At 69.2% G+C, this 18664-nt stretch carries 17 protein-coding genes; 8 read left to right on the top strand and 9 right to left on the bottom strand.

Translation table 11 applies throughout. From position 1 onward, the window contains the following. Positions 1 to 40: 40 nt before the first annotated feature. Complete coding sequence (locus ACWDV4_RS20565) at positions 41 to 382, bottom strand: hypothetical protein (RefSeq protein WP_449981168.1); 342 nt, start codon at positions 380 to 382, stop codon at positions 41 to 43. Then, positions 379 to 771 carry a YbaB/EbfC family nucleoid-associated protein gene (locus tag ACWDV4_RS20560; protein ID WP_449981166.1) on the bottom strand — a complete coding sequence of 131 codons (393 nt, stop codon included), beginning with the start codon at positions 769 to 771 and terminating at the stop codon, positions 379 to 381. The genes ACWDV4_RS20565 and ACWDV4_RS20560 overlap by 4 nt, the downstream gene beginning before the upstream one ends. 266 nt (positions 772 to 1037) lie before the next feature. Here ACWDV4_RS20560 and ACWDV4_RS20555 point away from each other — a divergent pair, with 266 nt between their 5' ends. Together ACWDV4_RS20555 and mycP (ACWDV4_RS20550) are read left to right on the top strand one after the other, a co-directional pair. Continuing rightward, entirely contained in the window at positions 1038 to 1508 is a 471-nt protein-coding gene (locus tag ACWDV4_RS20555; RefSeq protein ID WP_449981164.1) for a helix-turn-helix domain-containing protein, read from the top strand. A gap of 269 nt (positions 1509 to 1777) precedes the next feature. Then, positions 1778 to 3106: a type VII secretion-associated serine protease mycosin gene (gene mycP, locus ACWDV4_RS20550; protein WP_449981201.1), complete on the top strand. Its 1329-nt coding sequence runs from the start codon at positions 1778 to 1780 to the stop codon at positions 3104 to 3106. Positions 3107 to 3211: 105 nt separating this feature from the next. Here mycP (ACWDV4_RS20550) and ACWDV4_RS20545 read toward each other — a convergent pair whose 3' ends face one another. The 3 genes from ACWDV4_RS20545 to eccB form a co-directional block, all read right to left on the bottom strand. After that, the gene (locus ACWDV4_RS20545) at positions 3212 to 3496 is read right to left on the bottom strand and encodes a WXG100 family type VII secretion target (RefSeq protein WP_449981162.1); all 285 of its coding nucleotides are present in this window, start codon (positions 3494 to 3496) and stop codon (positions 3212 to 3214) included. A gap of 16 nt (positions 3497 to 3512) precedes the next feature. Next, positions 3513 to 3836, bottom strand: coding sequence for a WXG100 family type VII secretion target (locus ACWDV4_RS20540; RefSeq protein ID WP_449981199.1), 324 nt, complete (start codon positions 3834 to 3836; stop codon positions 3513 to 3515). A gap of 148 nt (positions 3837 to 3984) precedes the next feature. Further along, positions 3985 to 5409: a type VII secretion protein EccB gene (gene eccB / locus ACWDV4_RS20535; RefSeq protein ID WP_449981161.1), complete on the bottom strand. Its 1425-nt coding sequence runs from the start codon at positions 5407 to 5409 to the stop codon at positions 3985 to 3987. Between the two features lie 154 nt (positions 5410 to 5563). On the opposite strand from eccB, the gene ACWDV4_RS20530 reads away from it, so the two are divergent. Then, positions 5564 to 6301, top strand: coding sequence for an SUKH-3 domain-containing protein (locus ACWDV4_RS20530; RefSeq protein ID WP_449981159.1), 738 nt, complete (start codon positions 5564 to 5566; stop codon positions 6299 to 6301). 73 nt (positions 6302 to 6374) lie between these two features. Here the strand turns inward: ACWDV4_RS20530 and eccD are convergent, their stop codons facing one another. Next, a complete protein-coding gene (gene eccD, locus ACWDV4_RS20525; protein WP_449981157.1) occupies positions 6375 to 7763 on the bottom strand; it encodes a type VII secretion integral membrane protein EccD in 1389 nt (462 codons plus the stop codon). A gap of 137 nt (positions 7764 to 7900) precedes the next feature. Between eccD and eccCa the strand changes: the two genes are divergently transcribed. The 5 genes from eccCa to ACWDV4_RS20500 all read left to right on the top strand — a co-directional run bounded on the left by eccCa (position 7901) and on the right by ACWDV4_RS20500 (position 16343). Beyond that, positions 7901 to 11854, top strand: a complete 3954-nt coding sequence (gene eccCa / locus ACWDV4_RS20520) for a type VII secretion protein EccCa (RefSeq protein ID WP_449981155.1) — start codon at positions 7901 to 7903, stop codon at positions 11852 to 11854. Between the two features lie 116 nt (positions 11855 to 11970). Beyond that, complete coding sequence (locus ACWDV4_RS20515; RefSeq protein WP_449981153.1) at positions 11971 to 12588, top strand: hypothetical protein; 618 nt, start codon at positions 11971 to 11973, stop codon at positions 12586 to 12588. Between the two features lie 34 nt (positions 12589 to 12622). Then, the gene (locus tag ACWDV4_RS20510; protein ID WP_449981151.1) at positions 12623 to 14362 is read left to right on the top strand and encodes a hypothetical protein; all 1740 of its coding nucleotides are present in this window, start codon (positions 12623 to 12625) and stop codon (positions 14360 to 14362) included. Between the two features lie 120 nt (positions 14363 to 14482). Next, complete coding sequence (gene mycP / locus ACWDV4_RS20505) at positions 14483 to 15736, top strand: type VII secretion-associated serine protease mycosin (RefSeq protein WP_449981149.1); 1254 nt, start codon at positions 14483 to 14485, stop codon at positions 15734 to 15736. A 121-nt stretch (positions 15737 to 15857) separates the two neighbouring features. Next, positions 15858 to 16343, top strand: coding sequence for a hypothetical protein (locus ACWDV4_RS20500; protein WP_449981147.1), 486 nt, complete (start codon positions 15858 to 15860; stop codon positions 16341 to 16343). Here the strand turns inward: ACWDV4_RS20500 and ACWDV4_RS20495 are convergent. Genes ACWDV4_RS20495 through ACWDV4_RS20485 form a run of 3 tightly spaced genes read right to left on the bottom strand, consistent with a single transcriptional unit; the run spans position 16340 to position 18491 of the window. Next, positions 16340 to 17629: an SseB family protein gene (locus ACWDV4_RS20495; RefSeq protein WP_449981145.1), complete on the bottom strand. Its 1290-nt coding sequence runs from the start codon at positions 17627 to 17629 to the stop codon at positions 16340 to 16342. The two genes, ACWDV4_RS20500 and ACWDV4_RS20495, sit on opposite strands and share 4 nt — an antisense overlap. Continuing rightward, positions 17626 to 18111 carry an SUKH-3 domain-containing protein gene (locus ACWDV4_RS20490; RefSeq protein WP_449981143.1) on the bottom strand — a complete coding sequence of 162 codons (486 nt, stop codon included), beginning with the start codon at positions 18109 to 18111 and terminating at the stop codon, positions 17626 to 17628. Before ACWDV4_RS20490 ends, ACWDV4_RS20495 begins: the two co-directional genes overlap by 4 nt. Continuing rightward, a complete protein-coding gene (locus ACWDV4_RS20485) occupies positions 18108 to 18491 on the bottom strand; it encodes a YwqJ-related putative deaminase (protein WP_449981141.1) in 384 nt (127 codons plus the stop codon). Before ACWDV4_RS20485 ends, ACWDV4_RS20490 begins: the two co-directional genes overlap by 4 nt. Positions 18492 to 18664 lie beyond the last annotated feature (173 nt).

Below are 18664 nucleotides of genomic sequence, written 5' to 3'. Positions count from 1 at the left end.
CCCGCCCCTTTGCCCGATGCCTGTCAGTTGAGTCGTGACGCTACTTGTCGCCCTTGCCGAACCAGCCGTCGACCATGTCGTCGACATCGACGGTACCGTCTACCGCTCCGGCGATGTCCGGTCCCAACTGCTGCATCCGCTCGACCAGCGTCTTGCCGGCATCGAGCGTCAGGGTGGCCGGAGGTTCGTCGCCGGCCAGGTAGTTCTTGTTGAACTCCTCGCCCGACTGGTCGGTGCCCCAGGGCTTGGCGTTGTTCAGGCTGGTGATGGTCGCGGAAAGGGTGGTCCATCGTCCGGCCAGGGTGTCGCCGGCCGCTGCCAACGCGCCGGCCCCGCTTCGCGTCGCGGTCGGATTGACGATGGTCTCGTGGCTGTCGCTCATTTGTCCTCGTCTCCCGTGAGATCGCGGTCGAGCTGGCGGAAGATGCCCTCTAGATCATGGTCCATGTACGCCTGGAACTGCGAGTCGGGCACGAACGGCCGACACAGTTCCTCCACTTCGGCCATAGCCTTCTCGGTGGCGCGCCGGATGGTCTCGGTGACCGTGGTGGAAAGCTCCTTGGAGTTCGGCCGTCGATAGATGCGTGGGTCGAACTCCACCCGGATGACGTGGCCCCGCGGGCCGACGGTGGCCTTCACCAGACCGTCGTCAGAGGTGACGGTGGCCGCCACCGCCTTCAGCTTCTGCTGTAGGTCGCCGACGCCGGATCGCATCCGCTCGAACTGACTCATGAGCTCGTCAGCCCGGGCACGCAGCCCCTGCGTGTCCATGACGTCCTCCCCCGTACGTCCGCACCTCTCGCCGCACCGCAGACTGACGACACGACAGTCAGACGATACTGAACGCTGGCAACGTCGGCTCGTCGGGCGGCCGTCCCGAGACCGCTACCGGAATGCGGGCCAGTGCTCCGCCCTTCAGGGCTGGGTAAAGGACCGCGCTGGGAGGCCGCCAAGGCCCGAGCAGTGCCTCAATCCGGACGGTTCTGCCAGTACGGATGCCTTCGAGTCCAGCGATAAACCAACGATAGGGTGCTCGTGTGCGGCTGCGTTACAACTACCGTGTGTACCCGACGGCGGGCCAGCAGGTCGCGCTGGCTCGGGCGTTCGGGTGCGCACGGGTGGTTTTCAACGACGGGCTGTGCCTGCGCCAACAGGCCCAGGCTGCGGGCGAGAAGTACGTTCCGGACGCTGAGCTGTCGCGTCGTGTGATCACCGAGGCGAAGTTGACACCCGAGCGGGCGTGGCTTTCCGGAGTGTCGGCGGTGGTGTTGCAGCAGGCCTTGGCGGACCTGAACACCGCGTATCGCAATTTCTTCGCTTCGCTGTCGGACAAGCGTAAGGGTCGCAAGGTTGCCCCGCCGAGGTTTCGGTCGCGGAAGGACAACCGGCAGGCGATCCGGTTCACGAGGAACTCCCGACGGGCGCACCTTCGCCCGGGTGGACCGGTTCTTCCCGTCCACCCGTATGTGCTCGCAGTGTGGCCGGATCAACGAGAAGATGACCCCTGAACGTCCGGACGTGGGACTGCCACTGCGGGGCAGCCCACGACCGGGACGTCAACGCCGCCATCAACGTGTTGGCCGCCGGACAGGCGGACAACTCAAACAACCGTGGAGCACGGGTAAGACCGGGACTCGTCCCGGCACCGCGCGGCGAAGCGGTAACCCACCCGGACGCCGCGTGCTCCACACGCAGCGTGGAGGGAACCTCCGCCCTTCAGGGCGGAGAGGATGTCAAGATGCAGCAACGCTGTTCGGACGGAAAGGTGAACATGCCGATGGGCGTCAGCCGTCGTACGTCCGTGGTGGTGGCAACAGCGGCTCTGCTGGCCGCCGGTACCGCCGTACCGGTCCAGGCCCGACCGGCGCAGGCCGCGGTGCCGCAGGTACGGGCCGCCGCCGCAGCGGACACCTGCAAGAACCCTGCGGAACCGGGCGAGTTCATTCGACAAACTCCCTGGCACCACAAGTGGTTCGCGCCGGAACGCATCTGGACTCTCACCACCGGTAGCGGAGTCAAGGTGGCGGTCATCGACTCTGGCACCGATCCCGACCATCCTCAGCTGGCCGGTCAGGTGTCGACCGGATACGACGCGCTGCGGGGTAGCCCCGGTGGCGACGTCGACTGTGTCTCCCACGGCACGGCGGTCGCCAGCATCATCGCGGCGAAACGGATGGAGGGCATCGGGTTCCAAGGGCTCGCGCCCGGGGTGACGATCGTGCCCATCCGGGTCAGCGAACGCGAAGTGGACCAGAGCGGCAAATCCAAGGGCGAGACCATCACCCCGGAACTGTTCGCCCGGGCCATCCGCCGGGCGGTGGACAGCGGCGCCCAGGTCATCAACATGTCCGTCACGCTCTACATACCGGACGACTCCATCGAGTCGGCGATCGAGTACGCCCGGTCCAAGGACGTGGTGCTGGTCGCCGCCGCCGGCAACCAGCACCAGAACGGCGTACGCCCCGATCCGGTCCCGTTCCCGGCCGCGTACGACGGGGTCATCGGCGTCGGTGCCATCGACGAGCGCGGCGCGCGGGTGACCCAGTCCCAGATCGGGTCGTACGTCGATGTCATGGCACCCGGTGGAAACATCACTGCGGCGACCCGGCTGTTCGGACACGCGAACTGGACCGGCACCAGCTTCGCCACCCCGATGGTGAGCGCCACGGCCGCGCTGATCCGGGCTGCCGAACCCAAACTGTCGGCGGACGAGGTGACCCGTCGGATCGTGGCAACTGCCGATCCGGCCCGGGGTGGGCCGGTGGAGGGCTACGGAAACGGCGTCGTGAATCCGTACCGGGCGGTGACCGAGCGCTTGACCTCGGCCCCGCCGGTCGGCCAGCCGCCCCTGCCGGATCCGCCCCACGATCCGGCGGCGATCGCCCGAGCCGACCGGTGGCGGGCCTTCGGACAGGTGGCGGCCTGGGGTGCGGTGGGCGTGGGAGTCATCGTTCTCGCACTGGCGGTCTCCACCCTGCTGCTGCCGTACGGGCGGCGACGGCGGTGGCGGGCGGCCCGACCGGCGAACCCACCCGCGCCGAGGCCGGAGATCGACGAGCCGGAGGAGATCTTCTTCCGGGTGCCCAGCTCGCTGCCGCCCGGCTGAGACGTACTGACGTCGACTGTGGGGCCACACCGTATAGATGGGTAGTAGCCCGTGGAAACGGTGCTGGCCCGGTCGAAGGACCGGGCCAGCACGCGATGTCGGCGATTACTGGAACTTCGCCTTGTTCGCGCTCTCCCGCTGCTGCATCTTGATTGCCGACTCCCGCAGCGCCTTCTCGATCCGGTCGAGCAGGCTGCGCAGGTCGTTGGCCGCCGCTTCCCAGTCGTTCTGCCGACGGTAGTACTCCGCCTGGGCTTCACCTTCCCAGCTCGCGAGCAGCGGCTGGATGCCCTGCTTGAGGCCTTCCAGTTCGCCGTTCAGGTTCTTGCTGGCACCAGCGCAGTTGTCCGCCGCCATCTGCAGCGCCGGAAAGTTGTAGCGGATCTCCACGAGATTCCTCCCCCGGTCAGAGCTTCAGTGCTGCGGTGATCTGACCAGCCGTGGCACCGGCCGAGTCCATCTCGGACTTGATCTCGTCATCGGCGACGTCGTAGTCCTTACCCGCAGACCCGACTGCCTCGGCGATTGCCCGCAGTGCCACGTTCAGCTTCGCCATGTCCTGGTCGAACCGCTCACGCACCTGGTGGAAGGAACCCGCACCCGCGCCCTTCCACTGGTCGTACAACGGCGCCAACTCGTCCATCAACCGGTTGAGGTTGCCGGTCAGCCGGTCCGCGACACCGTCGACGTCCTTCTCGGTCTGCACCATTAAGGCGGTGTCGGTATTCATCTGCGTCATGGCGGAAGTCACCCCCGTCCTCGCTCGATTGCCCACCGGTCACCCGGAAAGCGTCAATCAACGGCGCTTACGCACCACCTGTCGTCCAGAACGGTAACGGTTGCAGTCCAGCCCGCGCTAGGGCGGCTGGTTGCCGGCGTCACTCAGGGTCGATGGCGCGTTTCGCCGTCGCTGGGTCCAATGCGGGACCACTGGGTACCCGGACGACCAGGCTGGCCGGCAGGCGAACCGGTTCGACGTCCTGGTAACCGAATATGCCGGGCACCCCCTCCGATGCCAGCGGGTAACGGTAGCCCAGGTCGGTCACCAGGTTGAGCGTGCCGGTCGGCGCGTCCGGCGAGGGCATGGAGGACACCAGCACCCCGTATCCGGGCGGAACCACGACCCGGTCGGCCAGCGGAATGCCGTCGCCGGTCTGCTGCGCGGTACGCACCGGCTCCTTCACCGGCTGCACCTGCGCGTCCAGTAGCACCTGTGGATCGGTCTGGCCCGGTTCGTACCCGGCGCAGACCACCGGGCGATCGCCGGTCAACCGGGCGATCTCCGGACGCTGCTGGGGTGCCCGATGGCTGCCCTCGGCAGGCGGCGCGGACTTCGGCGCGCTCGCGGCCGTGTTGGCGTTGAGTGGGATGGCCTTCGGCTGCTCGCCGTCGTACGCCTGGCTGGTGGCCTTGTCAGCCATCAGCACGTCGACCTCCAGCTGGGTCAACGGGGCCAGACTGTTACGTTCGGCGAGGTAGTACTGACGGCTGCCGTTCTGGCTCTCCACCACGAAGATCTGACCGATCTGTGCGTCCGGGAGCGCCTGGGAGGTGTTGCCCCGGTTGGTGACCTTTCGCACGCTGATCGGCTCCCCCGCCGGGAGGGCGTTGAGCCAGGCCCCACCGACCGAGACGACCGGCTCCGAGCGCATCGTCAGCCCTTCCAGGACGGTGCTCTCGTCGGTGATCTCGTACCGGTGGTCGTTCCACACCAGATAGAGCCGGTTGGTCTTGCTGTCCCGGGCGAGCAGTCCGGCGTCGCCCAGGTCCCGCCCACCGGACGGGCGCTGGCCCACCGTCAGGACCGTGGTCGGTACGAGCGCACCGGCCTCGTCCCGGGCCGGCTGGGAGCAGAGGGTCCACGGCCCGCCGAGCATCCGCTTGGGATCGGGAAGCGCATCCGGCGCGTCCGGAATGCCGATCCGCGGCCCGCGCGGGGTACCCACCAACGAGTTGCGGGACACGCTCAGCGTCTCGGCCGGCGACTCCATCGCCAGCAGTGCCGAGGCGTAGTTCAGCACCGGGTGCAGCCGGCCCTCCCGGTACAGGTAGCGGGTACCGGTCTCCTTCTCCAGGATGACCGTTCCGCCCTCCTTCCAGCGGTAGGCACCCCCGGGGAAGATGAGCCCGTACACACCCACTGCGGCCAGGAAAATCACCCCGACCATGATGCCGCCGAGGCCCGCGCCGCCGAGACGACGGAACGGCGCCGAGGCCGGGTCCGGGTCTCGGGCAACCAACGCGGAGGTCATCCGCTGAACGAAGAACTGGTACGACTGGACCTGGTCCCGTCGCGACGGCATCGCATCCTCCCCCTGGCGTGGGTCCGGCGCGGATGGGGCACCGGACCTGCCGTGCCTACGATAGGCATCGCAGGCGTACGCCGATGCCGGCACCCAACCCGATGGGCACCCGACGATGGCCGGTGGGCCCGGAATCGACTTCAGGGAGCATTCCATGATCAGTCGCGAGGAGGCATTGGCCCTCGCCCTTGCCTGGGCGACCGGCGATCGACCCGGCCCGTCACCGGAGGTGGGGCTACACGAGTTCGACCTCGGCTATGTCGCCTGGGCGGTGCCACCGGCACCGACGGACCCCAGCCGCCCACCAATGGCGACCGGCTCCCCACGAGTCGTCATCGACCGAGAGACCGGCGAGCTGACCCAGTGGCCGTCGCTGCCCGCCCCGGTCATCGCTGAGCGGTACGCCCAACAGCGCGCCGCCGACAACCGCTTCCCTCCGGATGTGCGGTACGTGTTGGAGGAGGCGGGCTGGTTCCCGGGCCGGGAGGTCACCGCCGCAGTCGACCACTGGCGGAACCGCTTCGCTGAAAAACTCACCGGACTCACGTTCTTTCCGGCCGCGAGCGCCGCGCTGACCGAGTTCGGTGGCCTGCGCCTGCCCCAGTTCGGCCGTAACGGCGAGCCGGAGGCCGGGTTCACCAGCTACCTGCACCCCACTCGGGGCGGGGTGGCCACCGACGGCGCCCACGGCTTCGCCGAGGAGTACGACAACCCGGTCTTTCCGCTGGGCAACAACGAGGACGGGCCGTCCGAGTTGGTCATCGACGCGCAGGGCCGGGTCTTCATGCTGCACTGGGCGGAGGAGTTCTTCGTCGGTGCCAACATCGACGCGGCGGTGGTCGCGCTGATCCGGGGCACCGAACTCGCCCCGGCCAGTGACCGCACCTGGTGACCGCCTGACCCGGTACCGGGCCGGATAGCGACCGCTGACCCGCTGCCGGGTCAGCGGTCGATTCCGCACCTACTCAGCCGTTGATGGCGCGCATGAAGGCGTAGAGCCCGAGCACGCTACAGGCCACCGGGACCACCGCCAGTTGCAGGACGACGTCCAGCACGTCCCCGAACCGGGCCAACCTCGGCGACGGCGGGCGCCGACTGTAGACCAGTCCGGCGCTGGCCACGACAGCCGCGGCCACCAGCGCCAGCGGCAGCACGGCCACCACCCGGACCAGCGTCGAGGTGCCGGCCGCACCGACCAGGGGAACCAGGGCGACCCCGGTCAGCCCGGCGACCAGCAGCGGCACCCGGTGCCGGACCGTCGCCACCAACCGGGCCCGCAGCAGGCAGCCGAGCGAGACGATGCCGGCCAGGAGCAGCGCGGAGACCGTACCGGCCTTGGTCAGCACCACCAGGCAGCTGACGGTGACCGTGACCGCGCCGAACATCATGCCGGTCAGCATCTCGTCGGCCCGCGCGGTGGCCTGGTAGACCTTCTCCCGGCTCGGCTGCTCGTCGTCGCGTAGCAGGTCGTCCACGGTGCGGGGCAGCATCGGCATCGGCATCTTGCCGAGTCGGACGGAGATCAGCGGCATCGCCGGCAGGAGCAGGGTCACCACGCTGATGACGATGGCCGCCCCCTGCGCGGCGTCGAGCGAGCTGAGGGCCAGCAGCCCACCGGTCAGTCCGCAGACACCGGTGAAGACGCCCGCCACGAAGACCCGACTGGCGTCGCCCACGCCCAGGAGGCCAAGTAGTGCGGCCAGCAACAGGCCTGCCGAGCCGAGCAGCACGTGTGGGGCACCCAGCGCCCAGACCGACTCACCCGATCCGATGACCAGGGCAGCGCCCATGAAGGCGTACGGCATGCTGAGTGCCGCGAGGACGGCTCCGGCGAGCGAGTCCGACAGCGCCCGGGACAGCGCGATCCCGGCGACCAACAGCACGGTCGCGGCACCGAGTGCGATCGCACCGCCGGCCCAACCGGGTTTGTCGGAGAAGAGGATGACGGCCAGCCCGAGGATGAGCAGCAGGCCGGCGACGACGAGACCCGTGATCCGAGTCACGGCCGGAGTCCACGCGATGCCGCGCCGACGGGCGCCGTCGGCAATCGCCTCCATCAGGTCGTCGTACGCCAGTTCCGGCCAGTCGGTACGACGCGGCACCAGGTGCAGCGTCTCGCCGTCGCGTACGTCCTGTGCGGCCAGTGTCCGGGACAGGTCCAGGACACTGCCGTCGGCCCGGCGCAGGGTCCAACCACCGTGGACGGCGCCGTCCGACGGGTCTTCGTCTGTCTGGCGCAAAACGGCTGGAAGGAGCCCGACGAGCGGCAAGTGCTCGGGTAGGGCAAGATCGAGCCGCCGGGTGGGTGCGACGATGGCGATACGCGCTAGTCCGGTTCCGGCCTGGGTGACCACTGCTTGACCCCTCGCGGCGAGGAGCGGGCTGACCGCCCGCGGCTGTCATGACGGGAAGAGGCTACCTACCATGTGCCGGTGTCGCCGGGGCCGGTTCGCTACGGTGGCGACCGAGCATCGGCGGAGGGGTCTGATTCGTGAGCACCGTGGTGGTCAAACGTCCGGCTCGACAGGCTGAACCGGAGTACCCGTCCGGCGAGGTGCTGCTCGACTCACCACCGGAGGTGCCTCCACCCGGGGGCAAGGCCTGGGGCCAAATGCTGATGATGCTGCCGATGCTGGCTGGCTCGGTGGCGATGGCGCTGATGTTCGCCGGTCAGCGCGGCAGCACCATGGGCTACGTCACCGGCGGTCTCTTCGGCCTGTCGGCGATCGGCATGCTGGCCTCGCAGCTGTCCAACCAGTCGGGTGGGCCAAGCAAGCAGGAGATGCTGCAACGCCGCCGGGAGTACATGGACCACCTGGCCCGGCAGCGGCGGCGGGTCCTGAAGACGGTACGCAAGCAGCGGGAGTCGGCCTTCTATCGGCATCCGGACCCGGAGTCCCTGTGGTCCATCCCGGTCGGCCCGCGCCTGTGGGAGCGCCGGCGTGGGGATGCCGACTTCGCCACCGTACGCATCGGCCTCGGGGTGCAGGAGTTGGCGACGCCGTTGGTGCCACCATCGGCCACCTCGCTGGAAAAGCTGGAACCGATGTGCGCGTTGGCGCTGCGCCGGTTCCTCACCACCTACGCGGAGGTCCCGGACCTGCCGGTGACGATGGCCCTGAACGGCTTCGCCCGAATCCACCTGCGCGGGGATGAGGAGACCAAGCGCAGTCTGGTCCGGGCGATCCTCGCCCAGGCGGTCGCCTTCCACGCCCCGGACGACATGCTCGTGGCGATCGCGGTGAGCGCCGATCGCCGGTCCCACTGGGAGTGGGCCAAGTGGTTGCCGCACGCCCTGCACCCCACCAAGACGGACGCGTTGGGTGCCCTGCGACTGGTCTCGCCGACCGTCGCCGGTCTGGAGGCGATGCTCGACGACGTGCTTGCCAGCCGTCCCCGGTTCAACCTCTCCGGTGGTGAACCCCAGGTCAACGGCCCGCACGTGCTGGTGGTCGTTGACGGCGGCGACATCGCCGGCTCGGATCATCTGATGACCGAAGGTGGTGTCGAGGGGGTCACCATCATCGACCTGTCCCAGCCGCCACCCCGGGTGCTCGACCGGGCCAAGCTGGCCCTGGAGATCGACGCGGACAGCAAGCTGAGCAGCATGACCGTCGACGGACCGGCGGAGATCGGTCGGGCCGACGGGTGTCGGATCGAGGAGATCGAGGCGCTGGTGATGCAGCTGGCTCCGTTGCGGCTCTCCGCCGCTTCTCGGGGCGAGACGTCGCTGACCACCGAACTCGGCCTCGCGGAACTTCTCGGGTTGGGCGACCCGTACGAGTTCGACGTCGATCGGGCGTGGACGCCCCGACCCAACCGGGACCGGCTACGGGTGCCGCTCGGTGTCACCCCGGACGGCAGTCCGGTCGACCTGGACCTGAAGGAGTCCGCGCAGGACGGTATGGGGCCGCACGGCCTGCTGATCGGGGCCACCGGTTCGGGTAAGTCGGAGCTGCTGCGTACCCTCGTCCTGGCCCTGGCCACCAGCCATTCGTCGGAGAGCCTGAACTTCGTCCTGGTCGACTTCAAGGGTGGCGCGACCTTCACCAAGCTGGACAAGCTGCCGCATACCAGCGCGGTAATCACCAACCTGGCCGACGAGTTGCCGCTGGTCGACCGGATGACCGACTCGATCAACGGTGAGTTGGTCCGCCGGCAGGAGCTGCTCCGCTCGGCCGGAAACTACGCGTCACAGCGCGACTACGAGAAGGCTCGGGCGGCGGGTGCTCCGCTGGCACCGCTGCCCAGCCTGCTCATCATCTGTGACGAGTTCTCCGAGCTGCTGACCGCCAAACCCGACTTCATCGACATGTTCGTCCAGATCGGACGAGTTGGCCGGTCGCTCGGCGTACACCTGCTGCTCGCCTCGCAGCGGCTGGAAGAGGGCCGGCTGCGCGGCCTGGACACCCACCTGTCGTACCGGATCGGTCTGCGGACCTTCTCGGCGATGGAGTCCCGGGTGGTCCTCGGCGCCACCGACGCCTACGAGTTGCCCCGCTCCCCCGGTCACGGTTACCTGCGCTACGGCACCGAGCCGCTGGTCCGGTTCAAGGCCGCGTACGTCTCCGGTACGTACCGGAGCAAGACCGCCGAGGCGGTCGCGGCCGGGGACGGCGACGAGCGGGTGCAGGAATACACCACCCAGTACGTGGCCCCGCAGCTGAGTCGTACCCCGAAGCCGGTGGTGGAGGAGGCTACCGACGCGATCGGCGAGAGCCTGCTGGACATCCTGGTTGGCCGGCTCACCGGTCGGGGCAAGCCGGCGCACCAGGTCTGGCTGCCGCCGCTGAGCGACCCGCCGACGCTGGACCAGATGCTGCCCCCGCTGGCGGCCGACCCGAACCGGGGCATCACGGTCTCGCACACCGGCCTGCACGGCGAGTTGCAGGTGGCGGTCGGCATCGTCGACAAGCCGTTCGAGCAGCGCCGCGACGTTCTCTGGCTGGACCTGGCCGGCGCGGCTGGCCATGCCGTGATCGTGGGTGGCCCGCAGAGCGGCAAGAGCACGCTGCTGCGTACCCTCGTCACCTCGCTGGCGCTGACCCACACCCCGCGCGAGGCCCAGGTCTACTGCCTCGACCTGGGCAGCGGCGCGCTCTCCTCGCTGCGGGATCTGCCACACGTCGGCGCGGTCGCGACCCGGCTGGACTCCGGGCTGGTCCGGCGCACCATCGCCGAGCTACAGCTGCTGATGGCGCAGCGGGAGCGCCGGTTCGCCGAGCGCGGGGTGGACTCGATGGCGGCGTACCGGCGGGCGCGCCGGCACGGCCAGCACACCGAGGACCCGTTCGGGGACGTCTTCCTGGTCGTCGACGGCTGGGCCACCATCCGCGCGGAGTTCGAGGACCTGGAACCGGTCATCAACGACATCGCCAACCGGGGCCTCTCCTTCGGGGTCCACCTGATCGTGACCGCGTCGCGCTGGATGGATTTGCGGCCGGCGATCCGGGATGTCTTCGGTACCCGACTGGAGCTGTGGCTCGCCGACGCCAGCGACTCCAACCTGGACCGGCGGGCGGCGATGAACGTGCCGGAGAAGGCACCCGGTCGGGGCATCACCGCCGACGGGATGCAGTTCCTGGCCGCACTGCCCCGGGCCGACGGCATGCAGGATTCGGAGAGCCTGCCGGAGGGGGGCCGCAAGCTCATCACGGACCTGGCCGGCGCCTGGCAGGGGCCGGGGGCACCGCCGATCCGGCTGCTGCCGGCGGTGCTGCCGTTCGGCAGCCTGCCCTCGACCGGCCGGCCCGGCATCCCGATCGGTATCGCCGAGGTCGACCTCCAGCCGGTGCACCTCGACTTCGCCGCCGACCCGCACTTCCTGCTCTTCGGGGACGGTGAGTCGGGCAAGAGCACGTTCCTGCGCGCGTTGGCGACGAGCATCGCCGACCGGCACGAGCTGACCGAGGCCCGACTGGTCATCGTCGACTACCGGCGCAGCATGCTCGGCGACATCACCTCGCCACACCTGATCGGCTACGGTTCCTCGGCCCAGATCACCGACGGCATCATCACCGAGGTAGCCAACGTCATGCGAGACCGGCTGCCCCCGGCCGACGTCACCGCCGAGCAGCTGCGTGCCCGTAACTGGTGGAAGGGCCCCGACCTGTACGTCCTGGTCGACGACTACGACCTGGTGGCGGGGTCGGGAAGCAATCCGCTGGCACCGCTGTTGGAGTTCCTGGCCCAGGCCCGGGACATCGGCCTGCACCTGATCATCGCTCGCCGTACCGGTGGGGCCAGCCGGGCGCTCTACGAGCCGGTCCTCATGCGGCTGCGTGAACTGAGCACTCCCGGCATCGTGATGTCCGGCAACCGGGACGAAGGGGTGTTGCTGGGTACCGTCCGGCCCGGGCCGCTGCCGCCGGGCCGGGGTTGGCTGGTGACTCGTCGGGAGGGCAATCGCCTGGTCCAGCTGGTCAATCTGCCGCCTCGGGCGTGACATTCGACTCGCCCGGGCTTGCTTGACGGCGATAGCGTCTACCAGAGTGGACACGAAAGACCTTGCGGTCGAGAAAGACGACCGTGCTACTGGCAGTTAGGTGACGGGGGAGGCACATGGGCGACGAGTGGCTCGTCGACAAGGACATCGAAGTCGACATCCAGCAGCTTCAGGACTTCGCCGAGCACATCAAGAAGGAGCTGGAGCTCAACTTCCAGCCAAGCTTCGAGAACGGCATCCGGCCGATGCTCACCACACAGGCACCGTTCGGGGCGGGTGGCTTGGAGGAGGGCCGGTTCTTCCGGGGCCGGCACGACGAGAGCCGTGCCGCCGTGTCGCAGATGCTCGGTGAGGCCATGCGCGGACTGACCGCCTTGAGCGTCGCCGCCACCTCCATCGCCGCCGAGTATCTCACCGGTGACGCACTGTCACAGGCCACGAACGACGACGTGTTCAACGCCTTCTCCGGTGTGGACGGCCAGCAGACCCTCAACGACTACTGGGGCGACAACGAGGGCGAAGAGCAGGATCCGCAGAACCTGGTGCCGGAAGGCGCTGACGATCCGGACGCCTACTTCGGGGAAAACGGCAATGGTGGCTCCACCCCCGGTGATACCCCGGCCATGTACCAGGAGACGACCATCGCCGAGGGCAAGCCGGGCGAGTACACCATCGAGGGTGACGACGAGAACATGCACGACCCCAACTACGGCATGCCCGAATACGAGCACTAGTCGGCGGCGGAATCAGGAGTAATCGAGGAGCAGCATGTCCGACGAATACTACGGATACGTATACCATTCGCCGCCGATGTACTCGGGGTACACCGACGACTACGTAACCGCCAACTACTCCGACCCGAACCGCGTCTACACGCCCACCAACTGGGAACATCCCAACACCAACATCGAAAAGATGTGGACGTGGATGCAGAAGGAGAGCGACGAGCGGACCCGCGCGCTAGCGGAGATGTGGCGGCGTACCACCGTCCTGTTGGAGAGCACCCGGGAAAACCTGAAGAAGCACGCCGACGCGCTGGCCGCGAAGTGGACCTCACCGGCCGGTGAGATCTTCATGGGCAAGGTCGGTGCCACTCTCTACTCCCTCGACGAGTGGAAGCAGGTCGCCACCGACAACGCCAGCGGGCTCGAACAGTTGGCCACCAAGATTCAGACAGTGCAGCGGGACTTCAAACCGCTCTGGGAGGACTACCTCGCCGAGCAGGAGAAGCAGGAAGGCAAGCGCAAGGACGACGAGGGTGTCCAGTTGGGCGACCTCTTCGGCATCAACAACGGGGAAACCCCGGAAGAGGTGCAGAAGAAGTTCCACGACCGGGCGGTCAACCTGGTGAAGCCGCTCGGTGAGCTCTACATCGACGTCTACATCAGCAACGTCTCCCGGGGCGGCAAGTTCAAGGGCCCGACGAACGCGGCCATCACCGACCCGTCGCAGATTCCCCGCCCGGGGGGCCCCGGACGGCCTGGCGGACCTGGACGGCCTGGCGGACCTGGACGGCCCGGCGGACCTGGACGGCCCGGCGGGCCCAGTCGGCCCAACCTGGGTGACCGGCCGACCATGAAAACCCTCTCCGACGCGCCGGAGAAACCCGACCTGCCAGGCAACCTACCGAACGGGTTGAGCCTGGCCGGTACGGCGACAGCCCCGCCACCCACGGCACCAACTGTCCCGTCGGTACCGTCCACGGGGCCGGCACCGACCGGCGGTACACCACCGAACGGCCCGATGGTCCCCGGAATGCCGGGGGCGCGGAATGCTCCTGGCCCGGTGAAGCCGACGCTGCCCGGCACCGGTACCGGCAGTGGCCCGGGCAGCGGCCCGGGAACGCGTTCTGCCGGAAACCGGCCGTCGCGCCCCACCCTGCCGGGCAACACTGGCCCCGGCTCGCCCGGCGGACGTGGAGCCGGCGGACGTGGAGCGCCCAGCCGGCCCACCCTGCCTGGCAACACCGGTACGGGCAGCGGATCGGGGACACGCAGCCTGGGCACTCGGTCGACCGGCCGCCCGGCTTCACCGTCGACGCCGAACCTGCCCGGCAGCACCAAGCCCACCGGCCGATCCACCGGTCTTGGCCCCAACGGTCGTCCGACCACACCGCCCCCAAGCCTCGGGGGCAAGCGTGGCCAAGCCCCGGGCAGCCCCACCGAACCGGGCGGCAAGCAGCCGACCAACCCGAAGGGCGGCGCCTCCTCGGGTGCGGGCAAGCCCGGCACCTCGGCGGCCAAGCCCAACCTCACCGGGCGGGGCGCACCCGGCGCTGGTCGCCCAGCTCCGACCACCGGCCCGAGCCCGTCACTCGGCGGTCGGCGTGGTCCCGCCGTACCGCCTCAGCGGACGGCTGGCCGCAAGCCGGAGGACGACGCCGAGGACTGGGAGTACGGCGACGGTGACGACGAACTGTGGATCACGGACTCCACTGCGGTCGGCACCATCGAGGCACCAACGGAACACCGGCCACAGCAGCAGGGCAAGGCGCTGGGGCAATCCTGATCCCGACTAGGACCGACGGGCCGGTCACCGACGCCAGGCGTACGGTGGCCGGCCCGTACCATACGGTGACGGACCGTACAGCCGCCTGCCGGCGGCCCACAATGGGAGGTTGAACCGATCATGCGCGTGGTCCCCCGCCCGGCAGCCGCGCTGTCCGCATTCGCCCTGAGCCTGCTCGGTGCCCTGGCCCTTCCGGCCGCGCCCGCAGCGGCCGACGAGGTCCGGGACCGGTCCTGGCACCTCGACGCGCTCGGTCTCGCCGAGCTGCACAAAATCACTCAGGGTGAAGGCGTGACGGTGGCAGTCATCGACACGGGTGTCGATGCCACCCACCCCGATCTCAAGAACAACGTGTTGTCCGGGGTGGACCTGCACGACGAGAAGACCAAGGGTCGGGTCGACCGGCAGGGGCACGGCACCGCCATGGCCTCGCTGATCGCCGGACACGGGCACGGCCCCGGCAACGGCGACGGGGTGCTCGGCATCGCTCCGAAGGCCAAGATCCTTCCGGTCACGGTGCAGTCCGCCAAGCAGGGCATCATCGCCCCGGACGCGGTCGCGGCCGGCATCGACTGGGCCGTCGACCACGGTGCCGACGTCATCAACGTGTCGCTCTCCAGTTCCTCTGACAGTGACCTCGACCGGGCCGTCGACCGGGCGTACAAGAAGAACGTCATCGTGGTCGCCTCGGTTGGTAACCGGCAGGACCTGGTCATCGGCAACCCGGCCCGGCACCCGGGCGCGATTGCGGTCACCGGTAGCAACCTCAATGGCGAGCTAGGACCGGAGTCGATCCCCGCCGAGGAGACCGACATCGCCGCCCCTTCGGTCGACCTGCAGCGGGCCGTACCCGGCGGGGGATACTCGCAGGCCACCAGCGTCAGTGGCGCCACTGCTATCGTCTCCGGTGCGGTCGCCCTGATCCGGGCCAAATACCCGAACCTGTCGGCCTTCGACACGTTCAAGCGGCTGCTGGAGACGACCAAGGACGCGGGTGCGTCGGGCCGGGACCCGGATTTCGGGTGGGGCGTACTCGACCTGCGCCAGGCGTTGACCGGTGAGCCGGACGGCCGGGCCAACAGCACCAACGCGTCGCCCACCGCCACACCGGACCCGCTCTCCGTCTGGCAACACCAGGACCCTGATGAGGACTGGTATTCCTGGCTGATCCTGGGCGTGTTGCTACTGCTCGTCGCGGTGCTGGTCGTCGTCGTGGTTCTGGTCGTCCGTCGTCGCCGGCGGCGGCATGCGGTCCAGGCCGCTGTACCGGACGTTGCCGGGCCTCTCTCCGCCGGACCGCCGGCTGCTGGGCCATCGGCTGGCAAACCCCGTACCCCGGCCGACGACAGCGTCTGGCGTCCACCGGCCCGCTGAACTCCACCGACCCGCTAGGTCGGCCGGCCTGTCAGCTGCCACTGGCCGGTCACTGGCGAAAGTCCGGTGACCGGCCAGTGGCACGAAGGGGCCGCCAATCCACGCGACAAGGGAGATGACGATGTCCGCTTCGCCCATGGGGGCCGTACCTCCACCGCCTCCTCCGCCGCCGCCGTCGGCGTACCCGACGCTGATGCGTCGGCCACCAGCGGTGGTGGCGGCGGCGTTGCTCATGTTGCCGGGCGCCGCCACCTGGCTGGCCGCCGGAATCGGCTTCCTGGTGGCCATCGCCCGGACCGAGGGGGACGCCAAGTTCCTCCTGTGGATCATCGCCTTCGGCATCCTCGGCGTCAGCCTGCTGCTGGTCCTGATGACCCTGCACGGAATTTGGGCGGCGTGGCGGGGACGCTCCAGCCTGCTGACGGTGCCCGCCGGATTCACCCTGGCCCTGTTCGTGCTCGCGTTGGTCAACCTGCTGGTCCAGGGACGGCTCAACTACACGCCGACGATGCTCACCCCGCTGATCGTCGGTGGGCTGGCCGGTGTCGCCCTCGTCCTGCTGAAGAGCCGCCCGGCCCGCGCCTGGTTCGCCCAGGGCGGCCGTTAGCTCTCCTGGGCGGCGCTCTCCGTCGTCACGGGTAGCCAACGTCGCGCATTCGCGTCGAACCGGGCCAGCGGCTCCTCGTTACCGTCACGGTGGATGCGATACAGCCCGGCACCATCGGGAACGACCAGCGCCTCCATCCGCGGTTTGCCCTGCCCCCATTCGGCCGGCGTCTCCTCGTCGGGAGCCCAGCGCACCACCGCCGCCCACTCGTCGGCCTGGGTAAACGGCGAGCCCTCCCCCAACAGACCCAACCGCCGGTAGAGCCGGACCGGGGTGTCCCGGCCGGGACCACGCCAGGCATGCACCAGGCCGGCGGCCCGGTCGTAGCCCTGGTCCAGATAGGACGGTAGGTACTGCGGGGGAATCACCATCTGGAGCGTGAGCGGTACGTCCGGGTCCGGCTCGACGTCTTCGTCATCGTCCTCGGCCATCGAGGACGCACTCCGCTGGCTGGGCACCACCGGCTCGTCCTGCTCCGCAGCCACCAACCGGGATCGTTCGTCCTCGGCAGCGTCGGTCACCACGGTGCGTAGCTGCCCCAACCAGTTTCCCAGCGCGAGTACGGACTCACCCGGCACGGTGGTGGCCAGCACGGTACCGGGGTTGATCGACAGTTGCCACGCCGGGTCGGGCCAGCTCTCCGCGAGCTGATAGCTGCTGACCACTACAAAGTCGTGGTCACCGAGGGCCTGGTGTAGCCGGGCCTCGGAGGTGAAGACCGACAGGGCCGGATCGCCGGCCGCATCGGGCAGGCACCACCACGGAAACTCCGGGTCGGTCAGGTCCCGTGACTCGGAGCCGTCGGGTCGCAACGGTACGATGATCTCGCTCTTGAGCAGCGCGGCCGCCAGTAGATCCGGGTCCTGCCGGATGATCGCATCCCGTAGCGCCGCCTCAGCCTCGACCGCCGCCGGATCGGGTAGTTCCCGCAGCTCGCCGACGGAGAGCCGGAGTCCGATCGGGAGCCCCGGGTCGACCGCCAGCCACCAGGTGTCGTCGGGCCAACTGTCCACCACGTCGGTCAGGCTGACCAGGCGGTAGCTGACCGACTCCCCGGGCATGCAGGTGGCGATCGCCTCCGGCGAGGTGAACGCGATGACGTGGGTCAGCCCGTCGAACACCCCGGTGGGCCAGGCCAGTTGCGCCCGGCCGGCGGCGGCCTCCGGCGAGACCGGCAACAGCAAGGGGCCACCGACGAAGGCAGCGAGGAACGCGTCCCGGTCGCTGGCCTCGACCGCAGCGGCCATTGCTGTCTCCACCTCGGTCGCCGGCTGCCAGTCGGTCACCAGGTGCCGTCCAGTCGTACCCGGGCGGGCTGCCGGCCGAGCAGCAGTGTGTAGAGCGCCGCGTCGAGCGTGTCGCCGAGGAACCAGTCACCACCGTGGTCGAGCACGAACACCCTTCCCGCTTCGTCGATCGTCAGGATTCCGGTGCCGTCACCCTCCTCGCCGAGCGGGGTGACCGGACTGCCGAGGGCGTCAGCGAACGCGGTGAGAGTGGTCACGGAGTGCAGCACCCGGAACGGATCCAGGTGGACGACGCTGGGGGCGATCTGTTCCCCGTCCCCGGTCTGCTCCAGCCGCAGCCCCCCGAACTCCGCGTACGCCTCGATCGCCGCCGCAACGACGACATGGTGTCGACCGTCCAGGTCGGCGTAACCGGCCAGCCGCAACGCCCAGTCACGCGCCCGGTCGTCGTCGCGCTGTTGCGCCGACCAGCCGGTGGCGGTGAGCAGTTCGGCCACCTCGGGTGGAAAGCGATCACTCATGCCGACACCTCCACGCCGAACCAGTCCAGCAGCGCCGCGCAGGAACGGCAGGGTAGTTGCGATTCGCCGTGCCGTGGGTCGGCCGGCTCGCGTACCCGGGTCAGGCGGATCCGGGCCCCCCACAACAGCGCCCGGGCGCGGGCCGGACTGATCGGACCGCCGACGCGCTCCGCCTCGTAGAGCCGGTCGGAGATCAGCACCGGCTCGGCGCACCAACCGAGAAACCGTTCCTGCTGTTCGACCGGCAATTCGTTGAGGAAACGGCGCACCATGGGATGCAGTTCGGGGGCCAGGTCGCCGCGCACCGACGTGTGCGTGTGGACGACCCCCTCCACCAGTAGGGCACCTACCGCCAGGGGCAACATGCGGACCTCGGTCAACCCGTCCTCCCCCAAGACTGCGACGCAATCAGCCCCGGCCGTGTCGACCGGGCCTCGACCCGCAGCCTAGCGTCCGCAGCCGCTCGGCAAGCGTCCAAGGCGGCGGGGCTTCTACCGCTTGGCAGGGCTGCGATAGGGTCGGCGCCAACCCCTCCATCGTCGTACGAAGCCCG

It is taken from the genome of Micromonospora sp. NPDC003197 (genome assembly GCF_053590565.1).
Note: the sequence above shows the minus strand (reverse complement) of the source record. Positions and strands in the feature narration are given on the sequence as shown.